Raw genomic sequence first — 18,927 nt, forward strand, 5'->3', positions numbered from 1 at the left:
TTATTTATATGAAAAGGAGAATTAATATATGAGATGGATATTAGTATTCATATTTTTATATCTTATACCCCTTATAGTATTATTTAGAAATAATAAAAATTTTAAAAAGGCTTGTATGTATGGAAGCATATATACTGTACTTGCAACAACCATAGTAATAAGTAATATTTATATGAGTGGACTCAACAAGATTGAAGAAGCATTATATTATCAAAATTATGCTTTTGACCAAAGATATAAAGATAAGTACGTTTCAAATTTTGAAAAAGATAAAAAGAATAAACATAACAAAGAAAATATAGGAAGCAGTAATGTAGAAAGTGAAAGTTCAAATCAAAGTAATAAACAGTCTAAGGATAAAAATGTAGACAATCCTGTACTAAATATAGAAGAAAAAGAAACAGAAAAAGAGACTGTAAAAGAAAAAATAAAAAGTAACAAAGAATCTGATTTAGAGAAACTTGATGAGTTCAAACAAGATATATATGATATAGAAAAAGTAGCATTACTTCCTATGAGAGATTGTATTCCTTATACTAAGGATATAGCAAAAAACTTGAGCAAAATTTCAGAAATAAGAGATGATATCGTATATGCAGAGGAAATGTGTAATGATGTTATTGATATATATAGCACAATGGAGATACCGAAACTTTCTAATGAGGAGTATGAAATAGTATTAAGTAATGCAAGAGATGATGTTAAAAAAGCATATGAATTAAGAAAGAAAGCTATGGAAAGTGCAATAAAGCTTTTGGATACAAAAAATCCTAAGTACATAGGAAAGATAACAGAATACTTAAAGCTATCAGATAATCAGATTGCTAGTTTCAAAGAAAGAGTAAAGGATTTAAAAACTAAAATAGATGAAAATTAAATGGAAAATTCTTAAAAAGCTTGCCTTAGATGGCAAGCTTTTTGGTATTATATACATATACTTAGATTATATATTTTGATTTATAATTTAATATATGCTATAATTTCTAACTATTAAACATTAAAACATTAATGGAGGGGCTTATGAGTAATTTAAATATATGTATTGATATAGATGGGACAATAACTAGTCCGTACCATTTTATTCCATATTTAAATAATATGTATAATAAAAATTTAACAAAAGATGAATGTACAACTCTTGACTGGACAAAATTATACGGTGAAGATATAGAAGATATATTAAATAAGTTTCATAATGAATATATGAACGCCTATGAAGAAGCAGAGGTTATAGAAGGTGCAAGAGATATAATAAAAGAATTATATGAAAGGAATAATTTATATTTTGTTACAGCTAGAAGTGAATCTTTAACAGGAATTACAACTAATTGGTTAAATAAAAATGGTTTTTCTGATATTGAGGTATATTTACTAGGTAGTGATTATAAAATAGAAAAAGCAAAAGAATTAAATTGTAATTTATTTATAGAAGATAATCCTTCTAATGCTGTACAAATTGCTGAAGCTGGTATAAATGTTATATTAATGGACGCAAATTATAACAAAGATACTGAGCATGAGAGAATAACCAGAGTAAAGGATTGGAAACAAATTAAAGAATTAATAGAGAGTCATTATTAAATTTATAATGGGGGAGGCGATATAGTGATAGAGTTAAAATTAAAAAACAGAAAAGGAAACTTTAATGTAAATAGCAAGGATGTAATGGATATTTTAAAGTTACGACCAGATTTTGAGTATGTTCAAGATATATCCAATACAATAAATCAAGACAATATAATGGCTTTTGACTGCCAATTATCTGAAGAAATATTTGCAATGGAAGATGTAGAAGAATTGCTTGAAGAAATGGGAGAAAACTTAGATGAATCGTACTTCAATGTAATATTTGAAGATGTAAGAGTATATCTAAAAGACGCAACAGATGAAATCGAAGCTGAATTACAAGAGATTTATTTAGTCGATAATATTAGATGCTTCTTTGATGTATATAATATAGATGAAGGTTTTACAGACTTCAAATTTGTATTTGTAGTAAGTTTTGAAGATATAAAAATAGCATCATTAACTAATTTAGCTAAAATAGTAGCTAAAAGACAATTAGTAGGTGCCTCAAAATTTTATAGTTAAAAATAGAGCTATTTTAATATAATTACTAGTGACGAAGATCTGGATGGAAATATAAATTTATATTTTCTACTTCTTAACATCTATATTAAGGTTAATCATTTATTTTTATACGAAATAGAGTAGGAGTAAAAAAGACTATAATAAACTTAAAATAAGTTCATTATAGTCTTTTAATTTATTATTAAGAATTAAGCTTTGTTTATTGAACCGAATAATTCCATTTTTTCTTTAACGCAAGTTTTTATAGCTTCAAATCCTGGAGCTAATAATTTACGAGGGTCAAATCCTTTACCTTGTAAATCTTTACCTTCTTCTATGTACTTACGAGTAGCTTCAGCGAATACTAACTGACACTCAGTATTAACATTTATTTTAGAAACTCCTAAAGATATAGCTTCTTTTATCATTTCCTCAGGTATACCAGTACCACCGTGTAATACTAATGGCATATCTCCTGTAGCATTATTTATAGCAGCTAATGCATCAAAGTTTAATCCTGCCCAGTTTTCTGGATATTTACCATGGATATTTCCTATACCAGCAGCTAACATATCTACACCTAAGTCAGCTATTTGCTTACACTCAGCTGGATCTGCTATTTCACCAGCACCAACAACACCATCTTCTTCTCCGCCTATAGAACCAACTTCTGCTTCTACAGAGATTCCTTTAGCATTTGCTATTTCTATTATTTCTTTTGTTTTAGATATATTTTCTTCTATAGAGTAGTGAGAACCGTCGAACATAACAGAAGAGAATCCTGCTTCTATTACCTTTAATGCTCCATCGTAGCTACCATGATCTAAGTGAAGAGCCACTGGAACTGTTATATTTAATCCTTCTAATAATCCATTAACCATTCCAACTACAGTCTTATAGCCACCCATGTATTTTCCAGCACCTTCAGATACACCTAATATAACTGGTGAATTATTTTCTTGTGCTGTTAATAATATTGCTTTAGTCCACTCTAAGTTATTTATATTGAATTGACCTACAGCATATTTCCCTTCTCTAGCCTTAATTAACATTTCTTTAGCAGAAACTAACATAGTTAAACCTCCATAAAAACAAAATTTATAAAATTTACCCATCTTCTTTATTATATCTTTAAAATAAAAAAAGGTATATAGTAAATTGTAATAACTTCAAATTAAAAGTATAATAATATCTATAAATTAATATCTGTTAAAAATATTATTATAAACCATGAAAAAACTTACTTAAAGGAAGGTAATATTATAAATGGCTAAAAAACAACGTATTGATAAAATACTTTCAAACATAGGTTGTGGAAGTAGAGCGGAAATAAAAAGATATTGTAAATATGGGAGTATAGTAGTCAATGGGCAAACTGTATCTAATCCAGGACTTCAGGTAGATCCTGAGAAAGATGAAATATTATTTAATGGTGAAAAAATCACATATAGAGAATTCGTATATATAATGATGAATAAACCTGATGGATATATAAGTGCGACATTTGATAAAAGAGACCCTATTGTTTTAGATTTAATAGATCCATCATATTTGGTATTTGAACCATTTCCAGTTGGAAGACTAGATAAGGATACAGAAGGTTTGCTAGTACTTACTAATGATGGACAGCTTTCTCATAGAGTTTTATCTCCAAAAAAACACGTACCTAAGACGTATTATGCTAAAATAGATGGAGTAGTAACCGAAGAAGATATAGATGCTTTTGAAAAAGGTGTAACTCTTGATGATGGATATGAAACAATGTCTTCACAATTAAAAATACTAAAGAGTGGAGAAGAGTCAGAAATAGAACTTACTATACATGAAGGAAAATTTCACCAAGTTAAAAGAATGTTTGAGAGTGTAGGTAAAAAAGTAGTATACTTAAAAAGGCTTTCTATGGGTAAATTAAAATTAGATGAAAGTTTAGCGTTAGGAGAATATAGAGAGTTAACTGAAGAAGAAATAAAACTAATAGAAGAAAGATAGTTTTAAAATATATAGATGTAACGGAGGAAGTATCGTGAAGAGAAAAGACATAATTGAATTTGAAGTAGATAAGATGGAGTTCGGTGGGACTACTGTTAGTATGTTAGGTAACAAGGAAATCCATATGAAGGGCGGAATAAGTGGGCAAAAAGTTAAGGCAGCAGTAAAAAAAGCTAGAAGCAAAAAAGCAGAAGTTAAAATGTTAGAAATATTAGAAAAGTCTCCAATAGAAACAGCTAATCCATGTAAACATTTTGGAATCTGTGGTGGATGTACTATACTATCTGTACCATATGAAAAGCAACTTGAAATAAAAGAAAGACAAGTTATGGACTTATTCTTAAACCAAGATATATTTGGATTCCAATTTTTAGGAATAGAAGGAAGTCCTCAGGATAGACTTTATAGAAATAAGATGGAATATACTTTTGGTGATGAAATGAAGGATGGTCCTCTTACGCTAGGTCTTCATAAAAAAGGGAGACACATAGATATACTAACTGTTGATGGATGTTACTTAGTAGATCAAGATTTCATAAAGGTGTTAACTTCTACGGTTGAATATTTTGATGAAAAGAAATTACCTTATTATAGATGTATGAGTCATAAAGGATATTTAAGAAACCTTGTTGTTAGAAAAGGTATAAACACTAATGAATTAATGGTTAATATAGTTACTTCATCTCAAGAAGATTTCGATATGACAGAGTATAAAGAAATGTTATTAAATCTTGAAACACAAGCAGAGATAGTAAGTATATTACACACTATAAATGATGGACTTGCAGATGCAGTTCAATGTGATGAATTAAGAGTATTACACGGTAGAGATTATATAAATGAAGAATTATTAGGACTTAAATTTACAATATCTCCATTCTCATTCTTCCAAACAAATACTAAGGGAGCAGAGAAACTTTACTCAATAGCTAGAGATTTTGTAGGAGATCATGAGAATAAAGTAGTATTTGACTTATATAGTGGAACAGGAACAATAGGTCAAGTTATGGCAGGAGCTGCTAAAAAGGTATACGGAATAGAATTAATAGAAGAGGCAGTTGTTGCAGCTAACAATAATGCAAAATTAAATGGGTTAACAAACTGTGAATTCGTAGCAGGAGATGTTGCAAAAACTGTTAAAAATTTCAAAGTTAAACCTGATTTAATAATAGTTGATCCACCAAGACCGGGTGTTCACAAAGATGCTATAAGAGATATATCAGGATTTGGAGCAAAAGAAATAGTTTATATTTCTTGTAACCCAAAAACTTTGGTATTAGATTTAGTTGAATTTAAAAAGTACGGGTATGAGGTTGAAAAGGTTAAGTGCATGGACATGTTCCCTAATACTCCTCATGTAGAGACTATAGTAAAATTAAAAAAAGTTAACTAAGAAATTATTAAACATATAAAAAATGGCTAAACAAATTATGTTTAGCCATTTTTATTTATCTTGAATAGATGCTTACTTCAATAAATTAAATTATAATGTAATAGTAAATATTTTAAAATATATTATGACTGCAAGGGGGGAATTAAATGATGATTAAGCTAGTAGCAGCAGATATGGATGGAACTTTACTAAATAGCAAAAAGGAGTTATCTCCAAATTTATTTAATACAGTAAATAAGTTAAGAGATAAAGGTATAAAGGTTGCAATAGCAAGTGGAAGACAGTATTATAATTTATTAAAAATTTTTGAAGAAATAAAAGATGATTTGATATTTATAAGTGATAATGGTTCTATTGTATTTGAAGGTGAAGAGAATATTTTTATAAGTGAAATAGAAGAGGAAAAATTAATTGAGCCAGTAGAAGTTATTCGTAACATAGATAATGCATATCCAATATTATGTGGGGAAAAATCTGCATATGTAGAAGATGATAATTCAGAGTTTCTTCATAATGCAAGGATGTACTATGAGCGCTTAGAAGTAGTACCGAATATACTAGAAGTAATAAAAAAAGATAAAATATGTAAAATAGCTGTATTTGATGGGAATGGAGCTGAAACTAATAGTTATCCATTATTAGAGAAATTCAATGATAAATTATTAGTTTGTTTATCAGGTGAAAATTGGGTTGACTTTATGAATTTAGATATTAATAAAGGTAATGCAATAAAGAAGTTACAAGAAATATATGAAATTACTTATGATGAGTGTATGGCATTTGGAGATTATTTAAATGACTATGAAATGATGCAAGAATGTAAACATAGTTATGCAATGGCGAATGCACATCCCAAGTTAAAGGAAATATGTAATTATGAAGCCAAATCTAACGATGAAGATGGAGTAGTAGATACATTGAATAATTATTTGTTAAAATTAAATAGGAGACCCTGTAATAAGGAATAGTAATTAAATTTAGCTCAATAAAGGTAGCCAAGATTGATGAGAGTTTATCAAGGAAATATTTAATAAATGGAACCTTTTATTGCTATACTTAAAGATAAGTTTAGTAGTAAACACTAAACAAATTGGATGGAAATACGGAAAATCCGTTCTATCAATATATGATGGAGTTTTTTATATTTGAGTAAATTATATAAACTTTTATTAAAAAAGTTTTATGAAGAGAGATAATATTAACAAAATCTTTATCCTTTGATAACTATCTTAATACCATATTTATGTAGAAATTCGTAAAATAGTAAGTATAAAATACAGTTACAAGGGAGTGTTGATTATGTTAGCATTTGAATATAAAGTAAACTCTTATGAAGTTGAAGAAAAAGAAGCCATTGATTGCTTAAAAAAATATAATTATGAATTGGCTAAAGAACATATATATAATATGATGATGGAAGAAGATTCTTTTCCTGAAGGTCATAACTTACTAGGTATTATGTATGAGTTACAAGGAGATTTAGATTTAGCTAGAAAACATTATAGAGCCTCTTATGCATTAGATCAAACATATAAGGCAGCGGATAAGAATTTACAAAGAGTTACTTCTTTTCAATATATATTTAAATTAGAAGATATAGATTATGGAAATAAGATTTACAACGAAGAATATAATTTGTATAAATTAGTATACGACAAAAGAAATATAGGTAGGTTATTAAAAAGATAATGAATCACCAATTAAAATAAAGTTTAGATAATTTTATTTTAATTGGTGTTTTTTATTGTATATATTATTTAAGGTATGTTGTATTTTAATTAATTTGATTCTATAATTTAATAAAATAGTTTAATTAAGGAGGATTAATACAATGATTCCAGATAATTCAAAAGAGGATATTTCTGGTAATAATAACCATAAATTTATCAAAAATAAAATACTGAAAAATTTAATAACAATTATTTTTATAATGTCAATGGCAACTCTAATAGGGTTGTTTTTTAAAGCGTTTGAATTAAATGAATCTAGTATTATTTTAGTATTTATACTAGGAGTATTGTTTTCAGCTATTAAGACAGATGGATATATATATGGAATATCTACATCTATAGTAGGCGTTTTATCATTTAATTTCTTTTTTACAGAGCCATATTATACTTTTATAGCATACAGAGCAGACTACCCTATTACCTTTTTTATTATGCTAATTTCAGCATTGATAACTAGTACTTTGACGTCTAAAATAAAAAGAGAAATCAAGTTATCAAATATGAGAGAACAAAGGATAAGGTTATTATACGAAAATAATAAGAATTTGCTTAAAGCTAAAAATAAAGATGAAATAGTGGAAATATGTAATTCTAGTTTAGTTGATATATTAAATAGGTCCGTAGCTACAGCAATCGTAGATAATGATGAGAATTTAAAGAAAATAGTTGTAGAGATATTTGACAATGAAGATGCAAATGGGATATTCCAATCACCATTAGAGAAATGTGCATTAAAAGAATGTTTCAATTTAGGAGAAGAAATTGGATGTGGAACAGATCTTTATCAAAATGCAAAAACATTTAATTTTCCTATAAAAGGACATAAAAATACTCTAGGAGTTATAGGTATATCTTGTATTGACAGTGTAGGACTAACTGAAAATGAAAAGATACTATTAAAATCTGTCTCTAATCAAGTTGCACTAGCAATTGAAAGAGAGGATTTATTTGAAAAAACAAAAAAAGCAAACTTAGATGCTGAAACAGAGAGGTTAAGAAGTAATTTACTAAGATCAATTTCGCATGATTTAAGAACTCCTTTAACAAGCATAATAGGTTCATCTTCAACAATATTAGAAAATTATAAGTATGTAGATGAAGATATAAAAAAGGAACTTTTAAAAAATATATATGAAGATGCAAGTTGGTTAGCTAGATCTGTTGAAAATATTATAAGTATAACCAAAGTTGATGAGGGCAGATTAGAAATCAAGAAGAATCTAGAAGTAGTAGAAGAAATCGTAGAAGAATCTATATTCATAGTTAAAAAGTTTTCAGATAAACATAATATTATTGTGGATATTCCAGATAATGTAATTATTATTAATGTGGATGGTTTATTAATTGAGCAAGTTATTATAAATTTAATTGATAATGCAATGAGATATACTCCAGATAATTCCGAAATAAAAGTAAAGGTTATGAAAATAGAAAACTATGTATATTTTGAAGTTGAAGATAACGGAGAGGGATTAAAAGGTGATGACATTGATCATATATTTGATAGATTCTACTCTAAAACTAATAGAAAGTCATTAGAAAAAAGAGGAATAGGCTTAGGGCTTTCTATTTGTAAATCTATTATAGAAGCCCATGATGGGGAAATTGAAGCCTTTAATAATAAATTAGGTGGAGCTACATTTAGATTTAAAATACCTTGTGAGGAGGAATAGAATATGAGTTTAAAACCACAAATATTAATAGTAGAAGATGAAAAGCCAATAAGAAAATTTATAAGGGTATCACTTGAAACACAAGGATATGAGTGTATAGAATCATCTGATGGAAGTAATGCAATAACATTAGTTTATTCTATGAATCCAGATATAATAATTTTGGATTTAGGCCTCCCAGATATGGATGGTATTGATGTAATTAGTAAAATAAGGGAAGTAAGTGAAGCAAAGATTATTGTGGTATCGGCGAGAGGACATGAAAGGGAAAAAGTATATGCTTTAGATACAGGAGCTGATGATTACTTAACAAAACCTTTTAGTGTCCCAGAATTATTAGCAAGAATTAGAGTATCTCTAAGGCACAAAAGTGAAATGAATGCTATAGGAGTTGAAGATATGAAAATTTTTGAAGTTAGAGGACTAAAGATAAACTTTGAAAAACATGAAGTAAGTGTAGATGGAAAGTCAGTTCATTTAACACCTATAGAGTTTAAGTTGCTTGAGTTATTATCTAAAAATTCAGGGAAAGTATTAACTCATAGATTTATTATAAATAAAATCTGGGGAGGACACTTAGATACAGAAACACAATCACTTAGAGTTTTTATGGCGAGCATAAGAAGAAAAATAGAAAAAAATCCTGCACAACCAGAGTATATAAAAACGGAAGTAGGCGTAGGATATAAACTTGTCGATGAATAAATATAAATATTTTATTAAATGTATATATTAATTTAATGTATGTTAACAAAATCTTTATATAGATCCAATTATCTTAACACAAAATTTATACCAAATCTAATAAACTAAACATAAATAATATGAAGAAAAGTTTAGGAGATGAGTGATATATAATGAAAAAATTTAATTCTGAATATGTGATTATTGCAGGGTGTAGCAGATTTGGTACAAATATAGCTACAGAATTATCATTAAGTGGAAAAGATGTAGTTATAATAGACATAAATGAAAATTCATTTAGGAAACTATCACCAAATTATAGTGGATTTAAGATGATTGGAGATGCTACAGATATAGATATACTAATGGAAAATGGTATAGATAGGGCTACTATGTTAGTTGCTGCAACTAATGATGATGATGTAAATATTATGATTTCTTTAATAGCTAAGAATATATTAAATGTAAATACAGTTATTACTAGGTTGTATGATAATGAAAAAGAAGTTGTCTATGATGGGCTTGATATAAAGATAATTAGACCTACTACTCTAACTATAAATGAATTTGATAAATTGCTTGAAATGAATAATAATTCAGATAGGGATAAAGAATTTATGAATATAAAAAAAGCAAATAATAAGAAAAGTTTAATAAGAAGAGTAGGTGCATATTAGATGAATATTATAATTATAGGAGGAAGAAAAAAAGCTGAATTTTTATTAAAGTCTTTATTAGATAAGAAATATACAACTTCTATTATAAATAAAGATTATGAGTACTGTAATGAATTAAGTGAAAAATATGAATGCTCTATAATCCATGGAGATGGAGGGAAAAGATATATTTTAGAAGATGCAGGTATTCAGCATGCCGATGTAGTTATAGCTATGACATCAAAAGATGCAACAAATCTAGTTATATGTCAATTAGCCAAGAAGATATACAATGTAAAGAAAAGTTTTGCTACAGTAACTAATCCTAAAAATGTAGATGTATTTAAAAATTTAGGTATAGATGGAGCCATAAGTGCAACTTATATCGTTTCAGATATTATAGAGCAGATGGCTACTATAAATGATATATATAAATTTATGCCTATTGAAAATGGGAAAGTTAATATATTAGAAGTAATAGTAAATGAAGAATCATCTTTATGTAATAAGTATATAAAGGATATAAACTTACCAACAAAATCAATAATTGGATGTATAATTAGAGGTTTAAATAGTATTATCCCAAATGGAAACACAAAAATAAATTCAGATGATAAGCTTATAATACTATATGATGTTACTGTTCATAATGATATGATAAGAGAATTAAATATAAGAGGGTAATGCTATGGAACTTAGAAAAATAAAAAACTGGAATGTATTACTTTATTATATAGGTATCTTAGCAGTAATAATAGGTGTAATACTATTATTACCACTATCTATATTGCCTTTTTATAAAAATGAAATGAATTTTGCAATTAGTTTTATATGTCCTTCGCTGGTATGTATAATATTAGGGGTAGTTTTAGTAAGAATATTTAAATGTGATACAAATAAAAATTTATCTGTTGGAGAAGATGCTGTAATAGTAGTAAGTGCATGGATATTAGCTACTGTATTTTCGGCAATACCTTTTATGATAAGCCAAAATTTAAATTTTACACAAGCGTATTTTGAATCTGTTAGTGGTTGGACAACTACGGGGCTATCAGTAATAGATGTAGAGTCAACACCTCATATATTTTTGATTTATAGAAGCATAATGCAGTTTTTTGGTGGTGTAGGAATTGTATTAGTAATGGTATCGGCATTATCATCTACATTTGGGATGAAGCTTTATAACTCTGAGGGGCATTCAGATAAAATATTACCAAATCTTATAAAGTCCTCTAGAATGATTTTATCGATATATTTGGGCTATGTAATAGCTGGAACTGCATTATATGTTATAACTGGTATGCCGATATTTGATGCAATAAATCATTCAATAGCAGCCTTATCAACAGGAGGTTTCTCAACAAAGTTAGAGAGTATAGGGTTTTATGATAATGTTTATATAGAGTTAATAACTATAATATTAATGATACTTGGTACGATTAGTTTTGCAACCCATGTATTATTAGTAAAAGGGCGATTTAAAGAAATCTTAAAAATTGGAGAGATAAGATTTATGTTTCTTATTTTAGGGATTGCTATCCCACTAATTACATTTGTATCATTAAAAGATTTATATGGAGGTTTATATAAAGGATGTAGAGTTGCATTATTTGAAATAGTATCAGCTTTGTCAACTACAGGATTTTCAACAGTTGGATATAATAATTGGCCACCTTTTGCAATGTTTATAATGATAATATTGATGATTACAGGGGGTGGTGCGGGGTCTACCTCAGGAGGTATAAAGCTTTATAGAGTTTATTTAATGATGAAACAATTAGTATGGAATATAAAATCGAAATTTCTTCCAGAGCATTTTGTAAAAAAACATTATGTGTATAAAGCAGAAGGAAAAGTAATTATAAATAAAGATGATGTTATAGAAATTTATAATTATATATGTGCATATATAGTGATATTTGTTTTAGGTGTGGCTACAATGTTAGCATATAAATACCCACTACATGAAGCAATGTTTGAGTTTTCATCAGCCCTTGGAACTGTAGGTTTATCTGTAGGAATAACATCTCCAACTGCACCAAGTTTAATATTATGGGTAGAAATAATTGGTATGTTACTTGGAAGACTTGAAATATGGGTTATATTTATCGCTATATTTAAAATTGCTAAAAAAGCTATTACAAAATAATTTTGATTTTGTAATAGCTTTTTTTAGATTATTGGATAAAAAGATTGAAAAAATCTAAATATAATCATAGCGATTATATTTAGGAGGAAAAGTAATGAAAGGAATTAGGAATTTACTTAAGCCAGCTATATTCTTAATGGTAGGTTTTTTAGTTATTTTCTCTATGAAATCTAATAATATATTTAGACTCCAGGATAAAATAAAGACAAGTTTAGAAGAAGGATTAAAAGTTGTAAAAATAACAGAGGAAAGATCAGTTATAAAGGAAAAAAAAATAGTTATTGATGCAAGGATTCCGAAAATTCACTATGAAGATGATATTGTAGAGAGATACATAAATTCATATGTAAGAAAAAATATAAATGAATTTATAAATCAACAAATACAATTAAGTGATATTAATAATAATGGATATAAAGAAGATATAGATATAAACTATCAAATTGTTTATGAAGATGAAAGTTTAATAAATCTTATAATTTATAAAAGTACAAGATGGGGTAGAAAAGAATTTAAATTAGAAAAGGATAGTTACGTTTTTGATTTAAAAACAGGACAAAGAATATACTTAGATAACTTCCTTAAAGACAATGAGGACTACAAGGATGTAATAGAGAAGTATATCTTTTCTAATTTAAAAAGCAGTAATTCTAGTGAGTATAAAGATAAGATTAATATAGATAAAGATACAAATTATTATATTAGTGATGGTGGAATAAATATATATTTTAATCCTTATAGGGAAAGTAAGAGTAATGATAAAAATGAATTCAAAATACCATATGATATTTTTAAAGCTAAAATAAAAATGGTAAAGACTGACGATATAGTAGCTAATATAGATACTCAGACAATAAATAAAAAAGATAAATATATAAATAGCGTAATAAATATACCTATAGTAATGACTGGAGATAAACAAATAGAAAAAAATATAAATAACAAAATAAGAAATGATATCATGGATTTTTATAATAAATCACAAGAAGAGGCGAAACAATTTTTAGATGATTTCCCAGAGGAAGAGGGGAAATTTGTAGCAAATACTAATTTTGAAATAAAGAAAAATAGTAATAATATGTTGAGTATTATAGTTACATACTACAAGTATAGTGGTGGAGCACATGGAGATTACAATAATATAGCATATAATATATACATGAAAAATGGTGAAATTTTAAATTTAAGTGATTTATTTAAAGATAAGGTTAATTATAAAGAAGTTATTAATAATGAAATAAGAAAACAAATTGAGGATATGGTAAAAAAAGACAAAGAAAATGCAGGAGTATATCAATTCACAACGATAAGTGATAATCAAAAATTTTATATTCAAGATGATAATATAGTAATATTCTTTGATTTATATGAAATAGCACCGTATGCTGCTGGAATACCCGAGTTTAAGATAAATATAAAGAGTTTTAATCATATTTTAAAGGAAAATTATATAAGTATATTTGAATAATTAATATTTAAAAATGTCATTATATACAAACCATAAGATTAATATAAAAGTAGCTTATAAAATATAAAAGTAGAGTATGAAATATATATTCATACTCTATCTTTATATATTTATTTATATTAAATTGTTGGATTTAAAGATGCTATTTTAGTTACAGCAACATAAACTCTTGATATTTCATACCAAGTTTTAAAATCAACAACTCCTGTTTGAGGTAAACCAAAAATACTTTGAAATGTTCTTACTGCCTCAGCTGTACTTTCACCATATATACCATCTTCTCTAACTTTAGGTATAGCAGGATAAGATCTAGAAATAGCATTAAGTTGATTTTGTATTGTTTTTACATATTTATTATTTGAACCGACTTGTAAAGTTTCATTAGGATAGGATACTGGTACTCCACTTACAACTGGAGCTTTTTCAAACACTATTTCATCACCATAAAAATATCTTAATATACCTTCATAATCATATCCTTGATCTCCTAAATCTTTACTTCCCCATTGGGTCATTTGATTAGGACATTGGGATTTCTGACCATCACAATATTGAGCTAAAAGAGGCTGTCTTGCAGTTGGAGGTCTTTTTATAAATGTGTTAAATATATCATCCACAGCTACATTGATAGTATCAAATAAGTTTCTATTATTTATAAATTTATGATCATATGCAGTAGATGATGTTATTGTAAAGTTATATCCTTTACTTCTATACCATTCTGTATATACTCTATTTAAGGTAAAAGAAATTATAGCTATTATATTTGCATATATCGTCTGAGTTGGCCATGTAGAATAAATCTCAGAAGAAGCAACATTTTTTATATATTCTTTGAATGGAACCCAATAGTTCTGAGCAGAGCTATTCTCAGGAAGACCATCATGAACAACTATAAATTCAGGAACTACAGGATTATCTAGAACAACAAAGCCCGTAGGAGCAGGTAATGGTTTCAAATCACTTTCTGGTATTTTTGGGGGGAAATCACCCCAAAGTGTATTAGGAGGAATATCAAAGACAACTTCATTTTGTCTAGAATATGATCCTCTCCTTCTTTGAAGCTGGCTAAGAGGGACGCCTTGTCGTGCTTCAATAGTAGGGAATAATTGTGTTCCATTTATAATTACAGTATTATATCCGTCAGCTATTACTTCAACAGTATATACACTATAAGGTTTGACATCAGAAGGTGCCTGAGAATAAGCAATATCAGGAGCTGGCAAGGTTAAGTTGGTTACCTGGCCAGAAATATTACTTTTTAAATTACTGTAGACTGTAGTTGAACTTTCACCGCTCTCAGTAGGATTAGTATATATATTTACTGTAGCTCCCTCGATTGGACGATTAGTGTTCGAATCAATTACACTTACTGTTAAAAAACCATCTTGCATAAAATCACCCTTTCTCTAGAGAATTTTAAGCTCTATTATATTCTATTCTATGAAGTTGAATCTTATTTTGTTAAGGAAATGGAAATAATAATAGGTAAAATATAAAGAAAGAGGATGTATAATGAAAATAAAGATACTTATATTAGCTATATCACCAATAGTAGCGTTTCTATTTTGGATATATTTAAAAGATAAATATGATAAGGAACCTATACATATATTAATTAAATATTTTGTTTTAGGGATTTTAACTAGCGTTTTAGGAATTATTGTAGAGCGATTTTTAATTAAAATAAATATATTAGATGGGATGAATTTAATTATATATACTTCTTTTATAGTAGCAGGATTAACTGAAGAGTCTTTAAAGGCACTTATGTTAATACCTAACTTATTAAAAGAGAAGTATTGTAATGAAAAGTTAGATTGCATAATTTATTCGGTATTTTTATCTCTAGGATTTGCAACAGTTGAAAATTTGATCTACATACTATCTGAAAGTAATGAACTTGTTTTACAAGTGAGCTTAAGTAGAGCAATTATATCTATACCTGCTCATATAATGTTTGCTATAACTATGGGTTATTATGTAGGGAAATATAAATTTGAAGAAAATAAATTTAAAAGAAGAGAATATCTTATTATGTCTATATTAGTACCAATTTTACTTCATGGAATTTTTGACTTTATATTAATAATAAAGTTTAGATGGTCGATTATGGTTTTTATATTTTATATTATATTTTTATGGAAAATAAATTTAGATAAGCTTGATAAATATATGGAGATTTCTAAAGTAAGATTTTTAAGATATATAAAACATAGGCAAAGAAAATAAAATCAATAAAAATAATGTGAAATTTTCAGATTTAAAATGAGCAAATAACATAAAAATTACAATAAAAAAGAATTGAGAATAAAACTAATAAAATATATATCCATGATTAATACTAAAATAGTATAAGGTATTTTAGGAGGTATTATTATGGGACCTTTAACTAAAGAACAAGAATATGCTATATCTAAATTTCTAGCAAGATACGACTATGGTGGAGTTTTAGAGATATTAGAAGAAAGTGGAATAGAGGGTGGTGACTTATATTTATTAATTAAGTCTTGCAAATATGCAGTTAACTTTGATTTTAGTAGTGCTTTAAAGATTATGCAATCTATGGAATTTCAAGTAATATCAAGAGGGGATGTGCAATCTTTAGTTACAAATTTAGAGAATTTAATAGAAGGTGAACCTGAAGATTTGATGTCAGAGTTAATAGCAAATATAAAAATTCAAATTGTTAATGAGGAATATATAGATTTTTTAGGTAGATTATATCGATTAAAAGAAGCTTTATTTAAATATATTTTTGTAAACACAAAAGAAAATAAAAAATATAAAGTGTGTATGCATGGTAAGATGGTATCTAAGAAAAATATTCAATACACTTTAAAAAAGAAGTATAATATATATAATGGAAATTTAATCCACGGAGTAACTAACTATATAAATAGATATGTAAAACATACAAAGCGAATGGATAAGGTTCTTGAAATCTTAAATGGGGATAAGCTAGAAAATTTAATAAGACTTAGAAATGATAGCCTTGTTGGTCATGGATTTAAAGGAGTAAGTAAAGAGGATATTGAATATATATATGGAAATCCAATGGAAGTTACAAAAGACTTGATTAAGGCTTGTGAACTTCTTGATTTAGGCATAAATATAGATAAGTATGACCATATTAATGAAATAGCAATACAATTAATCGGAAACTATGCCAATTATTAGTTCAAAATTGTATTTTAGGGGAGATGTTATGGGTGGTAGAGAAAATGAAAAATGTAGTCTTTGAATGGGTTAAAGTAATTTTAGCAGCTATTATAATTGCATTTATTATTACTCAATTTATAAGACCTACTTTAGTAAGAGGAGAATCTATGTATCCAACACTAGAAGAGAATGACTATTTAATAATAAGCAAGGTTTCTTACAAAGTAAAAAATCCTAAGTTTGGAGATATTATAGTTTTTAAGACTGATTTACTTCAGGAAGATGGGACTCATAAAGATTTAGTGAAAAGAGTAATAGCAACTGAAGGAGATCATTTGGTCATTAAAGATTTTAAAGTTTATGTAAATGAAAAATTGGTAGAGGAACCATACATCAACGGGCAGTATACCACTGGAGATATAGATATTATAATACCAAAAAATAAAATATTTGCTATGGGAGATAATAGAGAAAAAAGTTTAGATAGCAGATATGAAGAGGTAGGGCTTATAGAAAAAAGTGATGTGATGGGTAAAGTAACTGTACGATTATACCCATTTGATAGGATAGGGCTTGTAGATTAAATATACATTACAATAGTATAAACAAATGACATAGGAGAGAGCAAATGAGTGATAAATTAAAAAAAGAAATAATTGATTGGGCAAAAACTATAGTGATATCATTAGTATTAGCTTTTTTAATAGTTCAAGTTATAAAGCCTACAATTGTTAGTGGAGAGTCAATGTATCCAACTTTAAATAATAAGGACTACTTAATATTGAACAGATTATCTTATAAATTTGGAGATATAAAAAGAGGAGATATTATAGTATTTAAAACAGATTTAAAACAAGATAATGGAAAAGAGAAAGACTTAATAAAAAGAGTTATAGCAACTGAAGGGGATCATTTAGTAATAAAGGATTCTCAGGTGTATTTAAATGATAAGTTAATAGAAGAACCTTATATAGATAATTCATATACATCTGGAGATATAGATATAGTTATACCAGATGGTGAAGTATTTGTTATGGGAGATAATAGAGAAAATAGTAAGGACTCCAGATCAGAAGATGTAGGCTTAGTAAATGAAAGTGATATTTTGGGAGAAGTTATGATAAGATTACTTCCTTTAAATAAAGTTGGTCCTGTAGACTAGGTGATATGATGAAGGTAGGGATATCAGCTCTTTTATTTAATATAGAAGAAGCTATAGAAATTTGTAAATCAGAAAAATGTATAAAACATATAGAAGTAGGTATTGATAACTTAGAAGAATGTGAAGAGTTAATAAAGTATAAGAAGGATTTCGAAAAGCTAGGTTTATCTATTGGGATTCATTTACCTATGGAGCTTAACACTTGTGAAAATATAATTTATATAAGAAACTCATGGATAAGTTTTATAAATGAAATTAATAAAAAATTAAGTGATTTAAATATAGAATATTTCAATATGCATTTGGGATATGCAATTACTAATAGGCTGGAGAATAATCGAATAAAGTATTTAAATAATATTGTGAGATTTTTTAATGATAATTATTTAAATTCAAATATTGTTATATCTATAGAAAATACATATTCAAAAAGAGGTGATTTTTCAAATATTGGAAATAATGTCAGAGATTTTGAGTATATATTTAATAATACAATGAGAAAAAAATTATGCTTTTGTTATGATACAGGGCATTTTTTAATAAATAAAGATAACTATATAAATAAATTAAGTGAAAAACTAAAAATAGTTCACTTAAGTGATAATGATGGAATCAATGACATCCATATTGGTATAGGAAAAGGACTCTTATGTATGGAACACATAAAAAAAGTTTTAGAATATAATCCAGAGTACTTAGTTTTAGAAATTGATTACAAGGATATTAAAGACACCTTAATAACTTTAAAAAGCTTATAAAAGAGGTATACATACCTCTTTTTCCTATATAAG

Annotated in this window: 20 protein-coding genes; 18 read left to right on the forward strand and 2 right to left on the reverse strand. The window is 27.0% G+C overall.

Features of this window, described 5'->3' with window-relative positions; genetic code table 11:
- The first annotated feature begins 28 nt into the window (after positions 1–28).
- From H8923_RS11620 to H8923_RS11630, 3 genes are all read left to right on the forward strand, one after another.
- Positions 29–877 (forward strand): hypothetical protein, encoded by an 849-nt coding sequence (locus H8923_RS11620; RefSeq protein ID WP_153971963.1) that lies wholly within the window; start codon positions 29–31, stop codon positions 875–877.
- A 143-nt stretch (positions 878–1,020) separates the two neighbouring features.
- Complete coding sequence (locus tag H8923_RS11625) at positions 1,021–1,581, forward strand: 5' nucleotidase, NT5C type (RefSeq protein WP_153971962.1); 561 nt, start codon at positions 1,021–1,023, stop codon at positions 1,579–1,581.
- A 24-nt stretch (positions 1,582–1,605) separates the two neighbouring features.
- Complete coding sequence (locus H8923_RS11630) at positions 1,606–2,091, forward strand: hypothetical protein (RefSeq protein ID WP_187127931.1); 486 nt, start codon at positions 1,606–1,608, stop codon at positions 2,089–2,091.
- Positions 2,092–2,279: 188 nt separating this feature from the next.
- Here the strand turns inward: H8923_RS11630 and fba are convergent, their stop codons facing one another.
- Positions 2,280–3,143 carry a class II fructose-1,6-bisphosphate aldolase gene (gene fba / locus H8923_RS11635; RefSeq protein WP_153971961.1) on the reverse strand — a complete coding sequence of 288 codons (864 nt, stop codon included), beginning with the start codon at positions 3,141–3,143 and terminating at the stop codon, positions 2,280–2,282.
- A gap of 193 nt (positions 3,144–3,336) precedes the next feature.
- On the opposite strand from fba, the gene H8923_RS11640 reads away from it, so the two are divergent.
- The 10 genes from H8923_RS11640 to H8923_RS11685 all read left to right on the forward strand — a co-directional run bounded on the left by H8923_RS11640 (position 3,337) and on the right by H8923_RS11685 (position 13,812).
- Positions 3,337–4,059 carry a pseudouridine synthase gene (locus H8923_RS11640; RefSeq protein WP_153971960.1) on the forward strand — a complete coding sequence of 241 codons (723 nt, stop codon included), beginning with the start codon at positions 3,337–3,339 and terminating at the stop codon, positions 4,057–4,059.
- Between the two features lie 34 nt (positions 4,060–4,093).
- On the forward strand, positions 4,094–5,452 hold the full coding sequence (rlmD, locus tag H8923_RS11645) for a 23S rRNA (uracil(1939)-C(5))-methyltransferase RlmD (protein ID WP_187127932.1): 1,359 nt from the start codon (positions 4,094–4,096) through the stop codon (positions 5,450–5,452).
- Between the two features lie 146 nt (positions 5,453–5,598).
- Complete coding sequence (locus H8923_RS11650) at positions 5,599–6,420, forward strand: HAD family hydrolase (protein WP_153971959.1); 822 nt, start codon at positions 5,599–5,601, stop codon at positions 6,418–6,420.
- 331 nt (positions 6,421–6,751) lie between these two features.
- A complete protein-coding gene (locus tag H8923_RS11655; RefSeq protein ID WP_153971958.1) occupies positions 6,752–7,141 on the forward strand; it encodes a hypothetical protein in 390 nt (129 codons plus the stop codon).
- A 142-nt stretch (positions 7,142–7,283) separates the two neighbouring features.
- Positions 7,284–8,855 carry a DUF4118 domain-containing protein gene (locus H8923_RS11660; protein WP_153971957.1) on the forward strand — a complete coding sequence of 524 codons (1,572 nt, stop codon included), beginning with the start codon at positions 7,284–7,286 and terminating at the stop codon, positions 8,853–8,855.
- Between the two features lie 3 nt (positions 8,856–8,858).
- On the forward strand, positions 8,859–9,560 hold the full coding sequence (locus H8923_RS11665; RefSeq protein ID WP_153971956.1) for a response regulator: 702 nt from the start codon (positions 8,859–8,861) through the stop codon (positions 9,558–9,560).
- Positions 9,561–9,712: 152 nt separating this feature from the next.
- Positions 9,713–10,216: a potassium channel family protein gene (locus H8923_RS11670; RefSeq protein ID WP_153971955.1), complete on the forward strand. Its 504-nt coding sequence runs from the start codon at positions 9,713–9,715 to the stop codon at positions 10,214–10,216.
- Positions 10,217–10,879: a potassium channel family protein gene (locus H8923_RS11675; RefSeq protein ID WP_153971954.1), complete on the forward strand. Its 663-nt coding sequence runs from the start codon at positions 10,217–10,219 to the stop codon at positions 10,877–10,879.
- 4 nt (positions 10,880–10,883) lie between these two features.
- Positions 10,884–12,344 (forward strand): TrkH family potassium uptake protein, encoded by a 1,461-nt coding sequence (locus H8923_RS11680; RefSeq protein WP_153971953.1) that lies wholly within the window; start codon positions 10,884–10,886, stop codon positions 12,342–12,344.
- A gap of 94 nt (positions 12,345–12,438) precedes the next feature.
- Positions 12,439–13,812 (forward strand): DUF3298 domain-containing protein, encoded by a 1,374-nt coding sequence (locus tag H8923_RS11685; protein WP_153971952.1) that lies wholly within the window; start codon positions 12,439–12,441, stop codon positions 13,810–13,812.
- A 119-nt stretch (positions 13,813–13,931) separates the two neighbouring features.
- On the opposite strand, the gene sleC is transcribed toward H8923_RS11685, so the two are convergent.
- Positions 13,932–15,206 carry a spore cortex-lytic germination protein SleC gene (gene sleC / locus H8923_RS11690; RefSeq protein ID WP_153971951.1) on the reverse strand — a complete coding sequence of 425 codons (1,275 nt, stop codon included), beginning with the start codon at positions 15,204–15,206 and terminating at the stop codon, positions 13,932–13,934.
- A gap of 121 nt (positions 15,207–15,327) precedes the next feature.
- Between sleC and H8923_RS11695 the strand changes: the two genes are divergently transcribed.
- From H8923_RS11695 to H8923_RS11715, 5 genes are all read left to right on the forward strand, one after another.
- Entirely contained in the window at positions 15,328–16,044 is a 717-nt protein-coding gene (locus H8923_RS11695; protein WP_153971950.1) for a PrsW family intramembrane metalloprotease, read from the forward strand.
- A gap of 147 nt (positions 16,045–16,191) precedes the next feature.
- Positions 16,192–16,992 carry a hypothetical protein gene (locus tag H8923_RS11700; protein ID WP_153971949.1) on the forward strand — a complete coding sequence of 267 codons (801 nt, stop codon included), beginning with the start codon at positions 16,192–16,194 and terminating at the stop codon, positions 16,990–16,992.
- 44 nt (positions 16,993–17,036) lie between these two features.
- Positions 17,037–17,558: a signal peptidase I gene (lepB, locus tag H8923_RS11705; protein ID WP_243139950.1), complete on the forward strand. Its 522-nt coding sequence runs from the start codon at positions 17,037–17,039 to the stop codon at positions 17,556–17,558.
- 44 nt (positions 17,559–17,602) lie between these two features.
- Positions 17,603–18,136, forward strand: coding sequence for a signal peptidase I (gene lepB / locus H8923_RS11710; protein ID WP_153971947.1), 534 nt, complete (start codon positions 17,603–17,605; stop codon positions 18,134–18,136).
- A 5-nt stretch (positions 18,137–18,141) separates the two neighbouring features.
- The gene (locus tag H8923_RS11715) at positions 18,142–18,894 is read left to right on the forward strand and encodes a sugar phosphate isomerase/epimerase family protein (RefSeq protein ID WP_243239224.1); all 753 of its coding nucleotides are present in this window, start codon (positions 18,142–18,144) and stop codon (positions 18,892–18,894) included.
- Positions 18,895–18,927: the final 33 nt, after the last annotated feature.

This window comes from Romboutsia faecis, from assembly GCF_014323405.1.
Taxonomy (GTDB): Bacteria; Bacillota; Clostridia; order Peptostreptococcales; family Peptostreptococcaceae; genus Romboutsia_E; species Romboutsia_E faecis.